Genomic DNA, 16,454 nt, shown 5'->3' on the forward strand with positions numbered 1-16,454 from the left:
AAAAAAAACGCCTATCTTTGTAGCGGTTTATGAACAATTTCAAACAATATAGTATTTATGATAAAGAAAACAATTCGCCTGATGCCGATAGTTGCAATGGCAACAACAGGGTTTCTCTTTGGTTGTGTAGATTCCGACAAGGATTTATACGATTCGTCTTATGAAATGCCAAACCCCATGGGAGACGATTTTGCCGCTCCTGATGGATTCAGTTGGAAAACGATGACCTCCAAGAATGTCTCTATTGAAGTAAAAGACGAAGAAGGAGGATTGTATGCTTACTTGGTCGAGATATTCACGGAAGATCCCTTGAATAGCGAGAACCCATCCCCCATCGCTGCAAGAAGCGCCAACCAGGAAAACAATTTCAAGGTCACGGCTACGATCGATCTGCTTCCTACCCAAGAGGGTATCTATATCAGGCAGACTGACCCCAGAAACCGTATCAAAGTATATCCATTTGAAGTGCCCGCAGACAACAACGATATCACCTGCAAACTTTTTTATACGGAATCCGCCCCGCAAAGCAGAGCCGTGACGAGTCGTGCCGCAACCACAAGAAGCGATTCTTCTTTTGAAAAGCCCGACTACACTTCCATACCCGCTGACGCTACGGAAATCAAGGATATGGGAAATGATAATTTGAAAGCAAATTCCTCTTACAAAATCACCTCTGACTATAAAGGTACATTCACTTTTTGGAGCAACGACGGTGAGATAACAACCAGAGTCTACGTTGCCGCCGAATGGGAGATTCCCTCCGACTTCACTTTCCAGAACGGCATCGAGATCATCGTCATGGATGGTGGAGAAATCTCTTCCGATGCGAATATGAAGTTCGTCAACAATTCCATACTAACTATTATGGAGGGTGGCAAAGTGGAAGCCAACAACATCACATTCTCTAATGGCAGCCCCGCAGGATTAAGAAACTGGGGAACATTGGAAATAAAAGAAGAACTCACGCTGTCTTCCGGTGCATCGCTCTACAACAAAGGGATCATCACAAGCAAGAATGTCTCTATCAATTCTAATTCTAACATTGTAAATGACAATAGGATTGAGATAGAAGGAGATTTAGATCTTCCCTCCGGTTTCAATCTGGAGAATAATGGAGAACTTTCCGGGAAAAAGATAACAACCAATTCCGGTTCCGTTATCACCAACACCGCTACAATGGTATTTGAAGAGATGAGCTTCACCAACGTTACCATCAACAACTCTTGCAGCATGGAAGCTACCAACTCTTTCTATGAGAACGGGGCTACCTTCAACTTCAGCCAAGGTTATCTCAAGGCTCTTAATATGACGTTTGTGAACGGCACAGTCAACCTGTCCAACGGTTCCATGCTGGAAACAACCCAAACCAATACCATCGGAGGAACCAAATTTTATGGAACCGGTGAAAATGCTTCCATGATCAAATCTACGAAAACAATCTATGAAGGAGGAGCTTTCACCTACGATGGCAATTTGGCAATCGAATGTGACGAGCATGTAAAGAAGGAGCAATGGTGGGACAATTTCGTTGTAAGAAATGGCGCATATATCACAAATATAGGTCAGTCTGACGTTACGATTGAAGTCTGCACAGGTGAGAAAAATGAAGGTAATCCGGGAGAAGCTCCCAAAGATCCTGAATTCCCTATTATAGAAGACTATAATAATTACGCCTATCTGTTCGAAGACCAGTGGCCTGTCTACGGAGACTATGATATGAATGATGCTGTCATGATTGTCCGAAAAAGACATGTATCTACAAACAAGCAGAATAAGGTAAAAGAGTTCAAATTTGAAATTGACCTCGCAGCAGTGGGCGCAACGAATAGAATCAGTGCCGCCATCATGTTTGACGACATATCAGTCAATGAATTCAATGGAAGCGTAGAACTGGACGATGCACCGGTTTCTTTCGATTTGAACAACAAAAACATCGAAAACGGGCAAGACAATGTTATCATACCATTGGTTGACAATATGCACAGCGCATTGGAAAGCAACAGATACGTACCCATCAATACCATTTCCAATTATGAAGGAAATAAGAAAGATGTGAAGAATATAAACTTTTCCATTAAATTCGACAACCCGACATTGTCACCGGAAGCGTTCAACATCAGCAAAATGAATATCTTCATCATTGTAGGAGAGAACAACAGCAACAAACGTAAAGAAATCCACATTGCGGGATTCCAGCCTACCAAAAAGGCAGATACCAGCATGTTTGGCAACAACAACGACAAAAGTTCGCTGTCCGCCCGGAAATATTATATAAGCAAAGACAATCTGGCATGGGGAATTATGGTTCCGGCCAACTTCAAATGGCCGTTGGAATACGCGAACATCAAAAATGTATATCCTCAATTTACCCAATGGGTGACAAGCGGAGGAGAAGATAACAAGAATTGGTGGAATGACTTTGACGTGAACAGGGTCTACCAAACGAATAAAAACTAACAAGCGAAGCTTTTAAGAATACGGATTTTGTGAAGACTACGAAATCCGTATTCTTTTTTTTAATTTCCCATCCTTTATTAGAAGATTATTTATATATTTGCACGTAACATAAGTAAATGCAATTATAACCACAATCTACTAATTAGTTTGCAAGACGAGCAGTATAAAAAATTCTTATTATGAAGAAAAAAATCCTATTAGTCGATGACAAGGCAACCATTGGAAAAGTTGCAGGAATATACCTAGGAAAAGAGTATGACTTCACCTATTTGGAAGATCCGATTAAAGCCATTGAATGGCTGAACAACGGCAATGTCCCCGATCTTATCATTTCGGATATCCGCATGCCACTCATGACAGGAGACGAATTTTTGAGATACATGAAGAACAATGAATTGTTCAAGTCAATCCCCATTGTCATGTTATCCAGCGAGGAAAGTACAACAGAACGAATAAGACTCCTGGAAGAAGGAGCCGAAGACTATATATTAAAGCCATTCAATCCGTTAGAACTTAAAATCAGAATCAAAAAGATTATCGACTAATACACGAATCTGCGGCATGCAATACTTTATTTATATAGGAAAAGACAATACAACAATAGAGCGGTTTTCAAAGCTGACCACGGGAGTCTTTTATGCTGTATCCAAATACAACAAGTCTTTTAGCATACTGGACAATATACGTGAGAAATATGACGTAACCCTGTTTTTTGAACAAGTAGAGTTGACTAAAGATATTGCAGACATTCGCTATATGCGCAAAAAATACCCGGGAGTCTATATGGTGCTTGTCATTGATTCCATCACCAAGGAAGAAGCGTCAGAATACCTCAAAGCCGGAATCAACAACACCGTTAAGTATGAGGCGGAAAAAGAATCGTTCACAGATTTGTCCTCTTTCCTTGAACGCCGGAAGGATCAGAAAATAAAAGATCTCCAGCTAAAAGCGCAAAACATCACCGTTTTCCATTTGCCCTTATGGAAAAGAGTATTCGATATTTTCTTTTCCGGAATAGCATTGCTATGCCTCTCTCCCTTGTTGCTGCTTACAGCGGCAGCTATCCGAATGGAAAGCAAAGGACCGATTATTTACAAGTCCAAACGAGTAGGGAGCAATTATCAGATATTTGATTTCTTAAAATTCCGCTCCATGTACACCGATGCAGACAAGCATCTTAAAGATTTCAACGCCCTTAACCAGTATCAGCAGGAGGAAGAAGACGCGGCAGACATGGATATTTGGGGAGAAGAACCGGATATCAGCGAAGATGGACTAAGCGAAAACGAGGATGGGATACTTTTGATTTCGGATGATTTCATGATTTCCGAAGATGACTATATCAACAAGAAATCAAAAGAAAAGAGCAACGCTTTCGTCAAACTTGAGAATGACCCGCGAATCACCAGAGTGGGACGCATCATCCGTAAATACAGTATCGATGAATTACCTCAACTTATCAATATCCTAAAAGGAGATATGTCAATAGTAGGCAACCGTCCTCTCCCGCTCTATGAAGCCGAATTGCTGACAAGCGATGAGCATATCGACCGCTTCATGGGTCCGGCCGGATTGACCGGTCTGTGGCAGGTAGAGAAAAGAGGCGAAGCCGGTAAACTCTCTGCGGAAGAACGCAAACAACTGGATATCACATACGCAAAGACATTCTCGTTCTGGTTGGATATAAAGATTATTCTGAAAACAGTTACCGCATTCATCCAAAAAGAGAACGTATAATCTCCTTCCAGATGATAGACTCTTATATCTACATAATAGATGATCTGGTATTCTTCTGTACAGGGCTTTTGCTGCTATACCTCTTTGTGATGGCCGTAGCTTCACATTTCAAACATATCACTTATCCTAAAGCTCAAAAAACAGTTCGTTGCGCTATTCTCGTTCCGGAAGGAAGCCTTCTTCCGGATATTTATAAAGAAGAATCATACGAGTTCATCACATACAGCGATCTGTATCAGACAATCAACAGTTTAGACCAAGAGCACTACAACTTGGTTATCTTTCTATCCCATACAGCCTCCGCTTTATCTCCGCAATTTCCGGACAAGATATACAATGCATACGATGCCGGCGTACAAGCCATCCAACTACATACGGTGATAGAAAACCGTAAAAGCTTCCATAATCGCTTCCGTGCCATACATGAAGAAATAAAAAACAGCCTTTACAGAGCCGGTAATACACAACTCGGACTATCCTCCCATTTGCTTGGGACCAACATGGCAATCGACCTGAAATGGCTACAAAAGAATATGAAAAGCTCTAAAACCAATATTGAGCGGAAGTTATTCCGGCAGAATATATACATTGATTACCTGCCGGACGTAATTGTGTACTGCCAATCCGCTCCGGTCTGCCCTTATCGGAGACGTATCCGGAAAACAACTTCCTACTTACTCCCTTCCATATTTGAAGGAAACTGGAGTTTCTGCAACCGGATCGTACAACAATTAACGCCTTCTCCGCTTAAATTATGTATCTTCGTAAGTATCTGGACTTCGTTGATTACCGTATATAATTGGACCTTATCATTCGGATGGTGGATTGCACTCTTCGGTCTATTAATCACTTACAGCCTGGCAATTCCTGATTATCTGGTAGAAGACAAAAAGAAGAAAAAACATTCAATATGGAGAAAAAAACACTTAAACAGCGAATTAAAGAAAACCCCGGTTTAAAACAGGCTGTGCATCGTTTTATCATGCATCCCGTTAAAACTCGCCCTAATTGGTGGATACGGCTCTTCGATTTCATATACCTGAAACGCGGAAAGGGGTCTGTCATCTACCGGAGTGTCCGCAAAGACCTCCCTCCCTTCAACCGGTTCTCTTTAGGCAAACATTCAGTTGTCGAAGACTTCTCCTGTCTGAACAATGCAGTTGGCGACCTAACAATCGGAGATTATACACGAATCGGATTAAGAAATACAATCATAGGTCCGGTTCATATCGGCAACCACGTCAACCTGGCACAGAATGTAACAGTCACAGGACTCAACCACAATTACCAAGATGTGGAAAAGATGATTGATGAACAAGGAGTCAGCACACTGCCTGTTATTATTGAAGATGATGTATGGGTAGGCGCCAATTCGGTCATTCTACCGGGAGTAACCTTAGGGAGACATTGCGTAGTGGCTGCCGGAAGTGTAGTCAGTCATTCCGTTCCACCTCATTCAATATACGCCGGATGTCCTGCCAGAATCATAAAAGCATACGATTTCGAGACTAAAGAGTGGAAGAAAGTAGAGAAAACACCTGCCACTAACCATAAATAGTGAGAACTACTACATAATATACCTCATAATGGTGATTGTGACACATTCTGAAACGCATTATCTTTGCAGTATCAGAATTGAATTAATTAGTCATAATTTTATTACGTAGCCACATTTAAGTAAAAATGAATAGAGTCCTGCCGAAGCGATTTCGTCGGGATTTTGTTTTTATGTTGCAACATACTTAAAGCTGTATACATAAAAAAACGAGCTAATTCTTTTTATAGAACCACTCGCCACTGCATCAGAAAAGCCTAAAGGCTTTTCCATAGTACCTCAAATTTCCTGAAAACTAATCTTCTTTTTACCTAAAAACGTCTTACCTATTGTTATCCTTTTACCTTCTACTAAAAACTTATCCTATTGAACTAAACTAAAAAACTTTTAATACCTTAAACTGTCTAATCTAATACCTTATTTAATATTTTCTTTTACCTTATAAACTAACAGCAATTTCTCAACTGCTTTGCAAAGGTACGAATATTTTTCGTGTACGCAAACGGTTTTATATTTTATAACACTTCCGCAGGCTATAAATCTTTCACATCGCTCAATGCAACCAGCTTATTTACAATAGCATAGATTGTCAAACCGGCAGCACTATGTATTTGCAATTTTTTGCTAATATTTCTCCGATGTGTAATCACCGTATGAATCGACAAAAAAAGCTTTTCCGCTATTTCCTTATTTGTCATTCCCTTCACCACACAGATGACGATCTCCTTTTCCCGCTGGCTAAGCGTATCCTGATTATCCATCCCTTCTTCTTCGGAAACCACATTCAGCAAACCCGCAATTTTCTTAGAAAGAGTTTCCAAATCATCGAATATTGAAATAGACTCATCATACTTACCCAATAATGAAGTATCTACAAAAGAAGTGACCAACGCTATTAAACGTATCCTTTTACCGGATATTTCTTCTCGAAACTTAGCTACATCAAAGTAATCACCAAAAGTAGGATTGACAATCAACATCTCGGGACATTGCGTTCGGACACAATCGTGCAAAGCTTCAACAGACAGTAATTCTATTGGTTGTACTTTTACGTTAGAAAGACGCTTCAATGCAGCAGTCAACCCACCACGAATAATTACAGAGGTCTCTGCAATAGCTATTCGAACTACTTCGTTATTTTTCATTTTCCCTAATCCTCCTTTCCAAATTCAGAATAGCAGGAACAAAAATATAGTCCTCAACCTTGCAATGAGATTCCAGTCCGGCTTCGCAAGCATATATGTCGAAAAGAGCCGCGTTCAAAAGATTTTCATTTGTTTTGGCAGGGCAATATTTAATAATGATATTTTTCAGTTCTGTCAATTTCTCCCCTACCTGATCGTGATGCTTGGAAAACGTACTGATCTGATAGTTTTTGGGAGCAACTCCTTTAATCAATGAATCGACATACTTAAATACGGTTTTCTCTTCATAATCCATGTGCTTACGCACCTCTCGTGTATATTCATCGAAAAACTTAAGGATGAGAAAAGCAACATCGTCTTGCGAACAGTCGATTGCCTCGATCAATTTACGACGAATAGCGGGAAGAGAAAAATCCAGAAAATAAATATGTGCCTGCCGCAGATAATCAATCAATGCAGGTATGGAAATATCATCTTTATCTCCATCGAGCCGGGAAAAGCCTTCAGCCATAAAATTGACTACAATCAGAAAGGTCCGGCAGTCTACTCCATTCAGTTCACACACCTCCTTGACTGTCTTGTCACCGAACCCCAACGAAAGCCCAAAACGACTCATCACTTGCAACAAAGAATAATTATCGCTGATGAGATCAATCATCTTATCAGTTGGCTTATATTTTTGTAAATTATCCATCATACCTATTTATATTAGAGACTGCAAAGGAACGGAATATTTTGCTGAAATACAATCATCATTTATAGGTATTTTAATTCACCGGAAATAGCCAAATACTAATTATATGCTACTATTTTGTAGCGTAACTTTAGGCAAGCTAGTCTTTTTTTAGTAATTTTGTCGCTATCAATTTGTAATTAGTAACTCGTAATTTGTAATTAATAAAATGGCAAACGAACTCGAACTGAAATACGGCTGCAACCCTAATCAAAAGCCTGCCCGTATCTTCATGAAAGAAGGCGAACTCCCCATCGAAGTATTGAATGGACGTCCCGGTTATATCAATCTATTGGATGCATTCAACAGTTGGCAACTAGTGAAAGAACTGAAAGAAGCTACCGGACTGCCGGCTGCCGCTTCTTTTAAACATGTCAGCCCTGCAGGTGCTGCTGTTGCGGTAGAAATGAGTGACACGCTGAAGAAGATTTATTTTGTCGATGACATGAAACTATCTCCATTGGCTACAGCATACGCCCGTGCACGTGGAGCAGACCGTATGTCGTCTTACGGAGACTTTATCGCATTGTCCGACACTTGCGACGAAGAAACAGCACGCATCATCAACCGTGAAGTATCCGACGGCGTCATTGCTCCTGACTATACTCCCGAAGCACTGGAGATTCTAAAGAATAAAAGAAAAGGAACCTATAATGTAATAAAGATAGATCCCGCATATCGCCCGGCTCCTATCGAACATAAAGATGTATTCGGAGTAACTTTCGAACAAGGAAGAAACGAATTGAAGATCGATGAAAGTCTTTTGAAAGAGATGCCTACGCAGAACAAGAAAATCCCGGCTGATGCAAAACGCGACTTAATCATTGCCTTAATCACTTTAAAATATACACAATCCAATTCTGTATGTTATGCCAAAGACGGACAGGCAATCGGTATTGGCGCAGGCCAACAGTCACGTATCCACTGTACGCGCTTGGCAGGAAATAAAGCAGATATCTGGTATTTACGCCAACACCCGAAAGTGATGAACTTGCCATGGATTGAGAAAATCCGTCGTGCAGACCGTGACAATACAATTGACGTTTACATCTCGGAAGATTATGACGATGTACTGGCAGACGGCATCTGGCAACAGTTCTTCACCGAAAAGCCGGAAATACTGACACGCGAAGAAAAACGGGCATGGTTGGATACGATGACAGGCGTAGCTTTAGGATCGGATGCATTCTTCCCATTCGGAGATAATATAGAACGCGCACACAAGAGTGGCGTCAGCTATATTGCACAACCGGGCGGATCAGTACGTGACGATCATGTGATTGGAACTTGCGACAAATTCAATATGGCAATGGCATTTACAGGCATCCGCTTGTTCCACCATTAAAAAGATCGACCATTTTTTATTCCATATATCCCCATTTATAATGAGAAGGAGACAAATCTTCCATTATAAATGGGGATTTCCTATTTCTTTAAGACCCTCTATCTTTGCAGCGTTACATTTAAAAACGAATCAAAGATGAATAAAATTGGTGTATTTTATGGTTCCACAACCGGAACAACAGAAGACCTTGCCCGTCGAATAGCAGAGAAATTAGATGTACCATCGGCAGATGTATTTGATGTATCCAAGCTAACAGAGGCATTAGTCAATGAATATGACGTATTGGTGCTCGGTTCTTCCACATGGGGAGCAGGCGAACTCCAAGACGACTGGTACGATGGAGTCAAAGTTTTAAAGAAGTGTGATTTATCCCACAAATCTGTAGCCCTATTCGGTTGCGGCGACTCTGACTCATATAGCGACACATTCTGTGACGCAATAGGTATTCTTTATGAAGACCTAAAAGATACCCACTGTAAATTCTGTGGAGCAACAGATACTGCAGGCTATACCTTCGATTCTTCCATTGCCGTCGTAGACGGTAAGTTTGTAGGTCTTCCACTTGACGAAGTCAACGAAGATAGCAAAACAGACGAACGTATCAGCGCATGGGCTGAACAAGTGAAACAAGAAATTAGCTAATTTTACCTTAACATAAAAAGAATACTTTGCATCATGGCAACTGAAAGAATCATCCCCGGCGAAATCCGAATTTTTCTTAATCATATTTATGAGTTTAAGAAAGGCGTACGCAACATGGTACTTTACACAATGAGTAAAGAGCACGAAGAATTTGCCATCCGCCGATTGAAAAATCAAAAGATCAGTTATATGATACAGGAAGTAGGTACCAATAAAATTAACCTGTTTTTTGGAAAGGCAGAATGTATGGAAGCCATGCGGCACATCATCATCCGTCCTTTAAACCAACTGACTGCCGAAGAAGATTTTATTTTAGGAGCCATGCTGGGATATGACCTTTGCCAGCAATGCAAACGATATTGCAGTAAAAAAGAAGGTATAAAGATGGCAGTTTAAGCGATAACCTTAGCATAAGTTTAGCTTTGTTTGTATGTAGTTTGTCTGAGTTGAATCGTTTCTGAAAAGGTAGTTTCCTGATGGTAGATATACTCAAGGAAACTGGTTGTAGAAGAAACGATTCGCTCAATTACAAACAAAATCGGTGACGCTATGAAATAATAAAGACAACTCTACACACTAACAACAGACAAAGGTGTATATCAGTAAAAATTATCATACTGAAATACACCTTTGTCTGTTTTATTTCATCTACTACTATATTTTTTTTACTCTTTAGATTAAAATTACCTACATATACTGAATTTAAGAAACAACTATGACTAATATTAGGTATTGCCACATTTTTTAACCTCATCTAACTTTGCAGCCGATAAAATTATTAAAAAGATGAGAAAAATAACAGCAATCGTTATTCTTAGTCTCCTACCTTCTCTTACAATTCGAGCACAGGAGACAAAAGAAATTTCCAAAAGTAGTAATTCTTCTTCTACAGAAGAATATACAAAATTCCGTTTTGGAGGATACGGTGAAATGGTCGCTAATTTTAAAGATTATGGCATCAACCGTTTCTATGGAGGAAACGATGGTAATCCAAAGAAAAACAGGAATACCATTTCAATTCCCCGTTTCGTTTTAGCTTTTGATTATAAGTTCAATTCCAAATGGATACTCGGTGCAGAGATTGAGTTCGAATCTGGTGGAACAGGTACAGCTTTCGAATTAGAAAACACCGAAAACGGTGAATACGAAACAGAAGTTGAAAAAGGAGGTGAAGTAGCTATCGAACAATTTCACATCACACGTTTAATTCACCGCTCCCTCAATGTACGTGCCGGACATATTATTGTTCCGGTAGGATTGACTAACGCACACCATGAACCGATCAATTTCTTCGGAACTTCACGCCCGGAAGGTGAAACAAGCCTTTTGCCTTCTACCTGGCATGAAAATGGTCTGGAAATCTTTGGTTCTTTCGGAAAAGGGTATGCAAGCTTCGATTATCAAGCTATGGTGGTAGCAGGCCTGAATCCTAATGGATTCGATCGTAACACATGGGTAGGTAGTGGCAAACAGGGAATCTTTGAGGAAGACAACTTCACTTCTCCCGCGTATGTATTTCGTTTAGATTATAAAGGAGTTCCCAATTTACGTGTAGGTGCATCATTTTATTATTGTGCAGATGCAGGAGCCAACTCTGATAAAGAACAGACTTATGCAAGCTATGGAAAAATTCCGATAAGAATCTTCACCGCAGATGCACAGTATCGCAATAAATATGTAACGGCACGCGGTAATATCTTATATGGAAATTTGGGAAATTCATTAGGAGTAAGTCAGGCAAATGTCAAATTATCCAATAAATCGCCTTACAGCCGTCTGGCTCCGGTAGCGAAGAATGCCGTAAGTTATGCAGCAGAAGCCGGTATTAATATCCGCTCGGTCTTCGGAGGCAATAAAAAGATTCCGGTAATCTATCCATTTGCCCGCTATGAATACTACAACCCACAAGAGAAAGGGGAAAAAGGGCAAACGATGGAAAAACGTTGCCAAGTAAGTATGTGGACAGCGGGATTAAATTGGTACGCTTTGCCAAACTTAGTGATAAAAGCAGACTATGCAACCCGCCAGATTGGTACAAATAAAGTTTTTGGCGTATCAAAGTCATACAACAGTGAAAACGAATTTTCTATTGGAATTGCCTATATAGGATGGTTTATTAAGAAATAACAAATAATCAATTATTTAATTTTTATATGATGAAAACAAAATTCTTTTATGTCGCAGCCCTAATATTGGGATTAGCATTCACAACAACTTCTTGCAGCAGTGATGATGACAACCCAACAGTAGATCCTGCCAATATTGATTACACTCCTGAAAACGCATCAAGCTGGCATAACTACATGAGAAATGTAGCAGCACTTCTAAAAACAGATGCAACCAATCTCTACAACGCATGGAATTCAAGCTATAAAGGAGGTGAAAGCTATGCTTCCCTGTTCAAGGCTCATAGTGGCTCTCCTTACGCAAGCGCCTTGAGCTGTGTGGAAGAAATCGTGGATAAATGCGCGGAAATTGCCAATGAAGTCGGTACTGCCAAAATTGGTGACCCATACAACTTGTATAAAGCCGGAAATACTGAAGAAGCATTATATGCTGTGGAATCCTGGTACAGCTGGCATTCTCGTGATGACTATACCAATAACATTTATTCCATCCGGAATGCATATTACGGTTCTTTAGACGGTAATATAAATGCTAATTCTTTATCTACTGTTATCGCCGGTGCTAATTCATCATTAGATACCAAGATAAAGAATGCTATCCAAAAAGCGGCAAAAGCCATTCAGGATATTCCGCAACCTTTCCGTAATCATATTCCCAGTAACGAAACGGTAGCAGCTATGGATGCTTGTGCAGAGCTGGAAAGTATACTGAAGAATGACTTAAAATCCTATATTGCAAATAATAGCAACAATATCAATACGGACGCAGTACTTAATCCTGTAGTAACACAATATGTAGATGCAGTAGTAGTGCCTACCTACAAAAGTTTGAAAGAAAAAAATGACGCTCTCTACAATGCAGTAATAGCCCTTGCAGACAATCCGTCAAATAGTGCTTTTGAAACAGCTTGTGATGCTTGGATCACTGCCCGTGAACCATGGGAAAAGAGCGAAGCTTTCTTATTCGGTCCGGTAGACGAAATGGGACTTGATCCTAACATGGACAGCTGGCCTTTGGATCAGAATGCTATTGTACAAATACTGAATTCTCAAAGTTGGAGTGATCTCGAATGGAGTGAAGGTGATGATGAAGCTGCTGTCGAATCGGCACAAAATGTACGCGGTTTCCACACATTGGAATTCCTTCTCTACAAAAACGGTGAACCACGTAAAGTACAATAAAGCTTTATCTTAGCTAAGATATTATTGAGAAGTAAAGGTTGGAATTCAATGATCCACCTTTACTTCTTTGGTATGTTTAAAACATATTATTGAAACAAAGTCAATAAACAATGAATCACTTTCTAAAATATTCATTCTCTTTCTTTTGCCTGTTGGCATGCTCTGCCTGTGATGATGACGGAATTGACATATTGGATATCGAGATTCCGGAGGGCTATGCTCTATCAGCCGGAACATCAACTATTTTCTTGAATTCGTCTGTTGCTTATGACACGCCTGCAGATTGGATAACAGGAGCATACGATGTACGTTTCACCCGAGGCGACAGGCTATATGACGATGTACGTACAAGCAACAACGGGCATGGCGGCGGACTTGGCCCCGTTTATGCCGGTTATTCGTGCGGCAGTTGCCACCGGAATGCGGGACGTACTAAACCCTCTTTATGGACAGAGGGTGGATCGGGCAGCTATGGATTCTCTTCCATGCTAGTCTACATATCCCGTAAAAACGGAGCTTTCTTTCAAGATTATGGACGTGTGCTTCATGACCAGGCAATCTATGGAGTGCAACCGGAAGGCAAACTGTCTGTGGAATACACTTACGAGACATTTTCTTTCCCTGATGGAGAAGCCTACACGCTTTGCAAACCCAATTATACTATATCCGAATGGTATGCCGAAGAAATCAAACCGGAAGATTTGTTTTGTACCGTACGTATTCCATTACGCCATGTAGGCATGGGGCAAATGATGGCACTAGATCCTGTTGAAATTGAAGCACTTGCAGCAAAAAGTAATTATCCCGAATATGGAATCAGCGGACGATGTAATTACATCACCGAACGCGGAGTGAGAAGTCTGGGATTGTCCGGCAACAAAGCTCAACATGCCGATTTAACTGTAGAATTGGGATTCTCCAGTGATATGGGCGTTACCAACAGCCGCTATCCGGAAGAAATCTGTGAAGGACAAATACAAGTAAACCAAGGCAGCATGATGGGGCTTTCTTACGACCAACTGGATGTCAGCACAGAAGAGATGGAAAACGTAGATCTCTATATGCAAAGTCTTGGTGTTCCCGCCCGGCGTAATGTAAACGATCCGCAAGTAATCAAAGGGGAACAGAACTTCTATAAAGCCAAATGTCATCTCTGTCATGTGACCACTTTACACACTAAGACACGTGGTAGTGTTTTATTAAATAATACTCAACTCCCGTGGTTAGGCGGTCAAACGATTCACCCTTATTCTGATTATCTATTACATGATATGGGTTCTGAAATTATGGGAGTCGGACTGAACGACAACTATGTAAGCGGGCTGGCACGTGGAAACGAATGGCGTACTACCCCTCTTTGGGGAATCGGCTTACAAGAAAAGGTCAACGGACATACTTATTTCTTGCATGACGGACGTGCCCGCAATCTGACAGAAGCCATCATGTGGCATGGCGGAGAAGGAGAAGCATCAAAGAACTTATTTAAGAATATGAGTAAGGAAGACCGGGATGCGCTGATTGCATTTTTAAATTCACTTTAAACTAAAAGTAGTATATATAAAGTAATTATGAAGAGATTTATAATCATTGCCATGCTGACTGCCATAATGCCTTTGGCCGCTATGGCACAACATGAAGAAGATACAGAAAATGGTGTAGTATCATTAGCTGGAAGAGAAGGATTCACTATCGAAACCAAGAAAGGAGATTTTGTATTCAAACCCTATCTGCTCGTACAGACCAGTGCAAACTTCAATTGGTACGACGATGAAGGACTGGATAAAGCATACAATCAAGATAACATAGCCAACTCCGGATTTTCAGTTCCTTACGCCGTACTCGGATTCACCGGAAAGGCTTTCGATAAAGTATCTTTCAACCTTTCCATAAATGCGGCAGCCAGCGGAGGTGCATTACTTCAACAAGCCTGGTTTGATGTTCAACTGAAAAAGCAGTTTGCCATCCGGGTCGGTAAATTCAAAACTCCGTTTTCACATGCCTACCTGACAACACTGGGAGAAACATTGTTACCTAGTTTGCCAGTATCACTGACTGCTCCCGTTATCCTCCCCTATTCTTTGAATGCGGTAACACCCAATATTGGCACCGGATTCGATTTAGGTGTAGAGATTCACGGTTTGGTAGCTGATAAATTCGGGTATGAAATCGGTTTATTCAACGGTACGGGTGCAGCAGTAAATACAGCAACAAAAACATTTAGTGATGACTGGCACATTCCGTCTTTACTGTACGCCGGACGTTTCACCTATATGCCTAAAGGAGTGATGCCCGCTACACAGGGAAATCCGAACAGGCTGAATGAAGACAAAATCATGTTTGGTATTTCTACCTCTATCAATGTAGAAAGTGAAAATGAAAGTACCAATGATTATCGTGCCGGATTGGAGTTTGCAATGCTAAAGAACAAACTTTACCTGGGTGCTGAAGTCTATTATATGAATGTTGGCTTCACAAAAAGACAAAAGATTTCCGAGTCATATAATTACCTGGGTGGCTATGTACAAGGTGGTTACTTCGTTGCCCCCCGTCTGCAAGCAGCTGCACGCTATGATTTCTTCAACCGTAACGGAATGGACACCAATGGTTTTCTAAATATGCCAGCCGTGGGTATGAACTATTTTTTCAAGAACTGTAATCTGAAGTTACAAGCGATGTACCAGTATATTGCCCGTAAAGGTCATGATACCCAACTTGATCGGGATAACGACGATTTAGGTTTGGCAGTACATTCGGCCAGTATTCTACTTCAGTATACATTCTAAATAGCACAAGAAAGGATTTGTTTATGAAAAAATACATTCTTTTCGGGGGTTATCTACTGTTATTGGCATACATCACATCATGCGATGACGGACGTATTTACGAAAAGACAGAGACCCTATCAGAAGAAGGACGCACGCTGAAGATGAGCGGTAAGATCAATGGTATCAGTAAATGGCCCGATGGTTATAATGTTGTAGTGGCAGGCTTCAGTGATGAGAGCGAGTATGCCGTTGTCACCAAAACAATTCCGGCGGTCGAAGATGATGAGATCCAGGTTACGATGACAGGAGTCAGTGATAAAGTAACCACTATTGAATTGTGCGTTATTAATAAATTGAGAAAACGAGTTATCAGTTTTCAGTCAATGGACGACCTTACAGCAGTTGACGACACCATCCTTATGGATGTGGGAACTGTAAATGTAGGTATGTACCATGGCATTCAAGAAAAAGTATTTAATACGACATGCGCACACTGTCATGGTGGAGGTAGTTCGGCAGCAGCCAACCTGTATCTGACAGAAGGCAAAAGTTACGAGGCACTGGTCAACCGCCCGTCGAAGAAAGTAGATGGCATGTTACTCGTCAAGCCGGGCAGTGCGCAAGAAAGCGTATTGCACACATTATTAAATACCACTATTAGTTCAACCTGGGGATACGATCACTCAAAAGAAATAGTATCATCCCCGATTTTGACCCTTATTGACGACTGGATCAATAACGGTGCGCAAGAATAAATAGTTATTTAC

Annotated in this window: 15 protein-coding genes; 13 read left to right on the plus strand and 2 right to left on the minus strand. The window is 40.8% G+C overall.

Annotation, left to right across the window (positions count from 1 at the left end; genetic code table 11):
- Positions 1–57: 57 nt before the first annotated feature.
- The 5 genes from CJF29_RS14285 to CJF29_RS14305 all read left to right on the plus strand — a co-directional run bounded on the left by CJF29_RS14285 (position 58) and on the right by CJF29_RS14305 (position 5,752).
- The gene (locus CJF29_RS14285) at positions 58–2,457 is read left to right on the plus strand and encodes an LruC domain-containing protein (protein WP_099146513.1); all 2,400 of its coding nucleotides are present in this window, start codon (positions 58–60) and stop codon (positions 2,455–2,457) included.
- Between the two features lie 179 nt (positions 2,458–2,636).
- Entirely contained in the window at positions 2,637–3,002 is a 366-nt protein-coding gene (locus tag CJF29_RS14290; RefSeq protein WP_099146512.1) for a response regulator, read from the plus strand.
- Between the two features lie 16 nt (positions 3,003–3,018).
- Positions 3,019–4,194 carry a sugar transferase gene (locus tag CJF29_RS14295; RefSeq protein ID WP_099146511.1) on the plus strand — a complete coding sequence of 392 codons (1,176 nt, stop codon included), beginning with the start codon at positions 3,019–3,021 and terminating at the stop codon, positions 4,192–4,194.
- Positions 4,195–4,205: 11 nt separating this feature from the next.
- Complete coding sequence (locus tag CJF29_RS14300) at positions 4,206–5,153, plus strand: glycosyltransferase family 2 protein (protein WP_099146510.1); 948 nt, start codon at positions 4,206–4,208, stop codon at positions 5,151–5,153.
- Positions 5,105–5,752, plus strand: coding sequence for an acyltransferase (locus tag CJF29_RS14305; RefSeq protein ID WP_099146509.1), 648 nt, complete (start codon positions 5,105–5,107; stop codon positions 5,750–5,752). The genes CJF29_RS14300 and CJF29_RS14305 overlap by 49 nt, the downstream gene beginning before the upstream one ends.
- 530 nt (positions 5,753–6,282) lie before the next feature.
- Here CJF29_RS14305 and CJF29_RS14310 read toward each other — a convergent pair.
- Both CJF29_RS14310 and CJF29_RS14315 read right to left on the minus strand, forming a co-directional pair.
- The gene (locus tag CJF29_RS14310) at positions 6,283–6,894 is read right to left on the minus strand and encodes a response regulator transcription factor (protein ID WP_099146508.1); all 612 of its coding nucleotides are present in this window, start codon (positions 6,892–6,894) and stop codon (positions 6,283–6,285) included.
- Entirely contained in the window at positions 6,884–7,588 is a 705-nt protein-coding gene (locus CJF29_RS14315; protein ID WP_004311871.1) for a hemerythrin domain-containing protein, read from the minus strand. The genes CJF29_RS14310 and CJF29_RS14315 overlap by 11 nt, the downstream gene beginning before the upstream one ends.
- A 208-nt stretch (positions 7,589–7,796) precedes the next feature.
- Between CJF29_RS14315 and CJF29_RS14320 the strand changes: the two genes are divergently transcribed.
- From CJF29_RS14320 to CJF29_RS14355, 8 genes are all read left to right on the plus strand, one after another.
- On the plus strand, positions 7,797–8,972 hold the full coding sequence (locus CJF29_RS14320; protein ID WP_074559657.1) for a phosphoribosylaminoimidazolecarboxamide formyltransferase: 1,176 nt from the start codon (positions 7,797–7,799) through the stop codon (positions 8,970–8,972).
- A 135-nt stretch (positions 8,973–9,107) separates the two neighbouring features.
- On the plus strand, positions 9,108–9,614 hold the full coding sequence (fldA, locus tag CJF29_RS14325; protein ID WP_004311873.1) for a flavodoxin FldA: 507 nt from the start codon (positions 9,108–9,110) through the stop codon (positions 9,612–9,614).
- A gap of 33 nt (positions 9,615–9,647) precedes the next feature.
- Positions 9,648–10,010, plus strand: a complete 363-nt coding sequence (locus CJF29_RS14330) for a DUF2023 family protein (RefSeq protein WP_004300123.1) — start codon at positions 9,648–9,650, stop codon at positions 10,008–10,010.
- A 390-nt stretch (positions 10,011–10,400) separates the two neighbouring features.
- Positions 10,401–11,741 (plus strand): hypothetical protein, encoded by a 1,341-nt coding sequence (locus tag CJF29_RS14335; protein ID WP_008999703.1) that lies wholly within the window; start codon positions 10,401–10,403, stop codon positions 11,739–11,741.
- 26 nt (positions 11,742–11,767) lie between these two features.
- On the plus strand, positions 11,768–12,922 hold the full coding sequence (locus CJF29_RS14340) for an imelysin family protein (RefSeq protein ID WP_008776579.1): 1,155 nt from the start codon (positions 11,768–11,770) through the stop codon (positions 12,920–12,922).
- 110 nt (positions 12,923–13,032) lie between these two features.
- Positions 13,033–14,463, plus strand: coding sequence for a di-heme oxidoredictase family protein (locus CJF29_RS14345; protein WP_004303731.1), 1,431 nt, complete (start codon positions 13,033–13,035; stop codon positions 14,461–14,463).
- Positions 14,464–14,490: 27 nt separating this feature from the next.
- Entirely contained in the window at positions 14,491–15,705 is a 1,215-nt protein-coding gene (locus CJF29_RS14350) for a porin (RefSeq protein ID WP_004303732.1), read from the plus strand.
- A gap of 23 nt (positions 15,706–15,728) precedes the next feature.
- Positions 15,729–16,442 (plus strand): hypothetical protein, encoded by a 714-nt coding sequence (locus tag CJF29_RS14355; RefSeq protein WP_074559653.1) that lies wholly within the window; start codon positions 15,729–15,731, stop codon positions 16,440–16,442.
- Positions 16,443–16,454 lie beyond the last annotated feature (12 nt).

This window comes from Bacteroides celer (assembly GCF_002632415.2).
GTDB lineage: Bacteria > Bacteroidota > Bacteroidia > Bacteroidales > Bacteroidaceae > Bacteroides.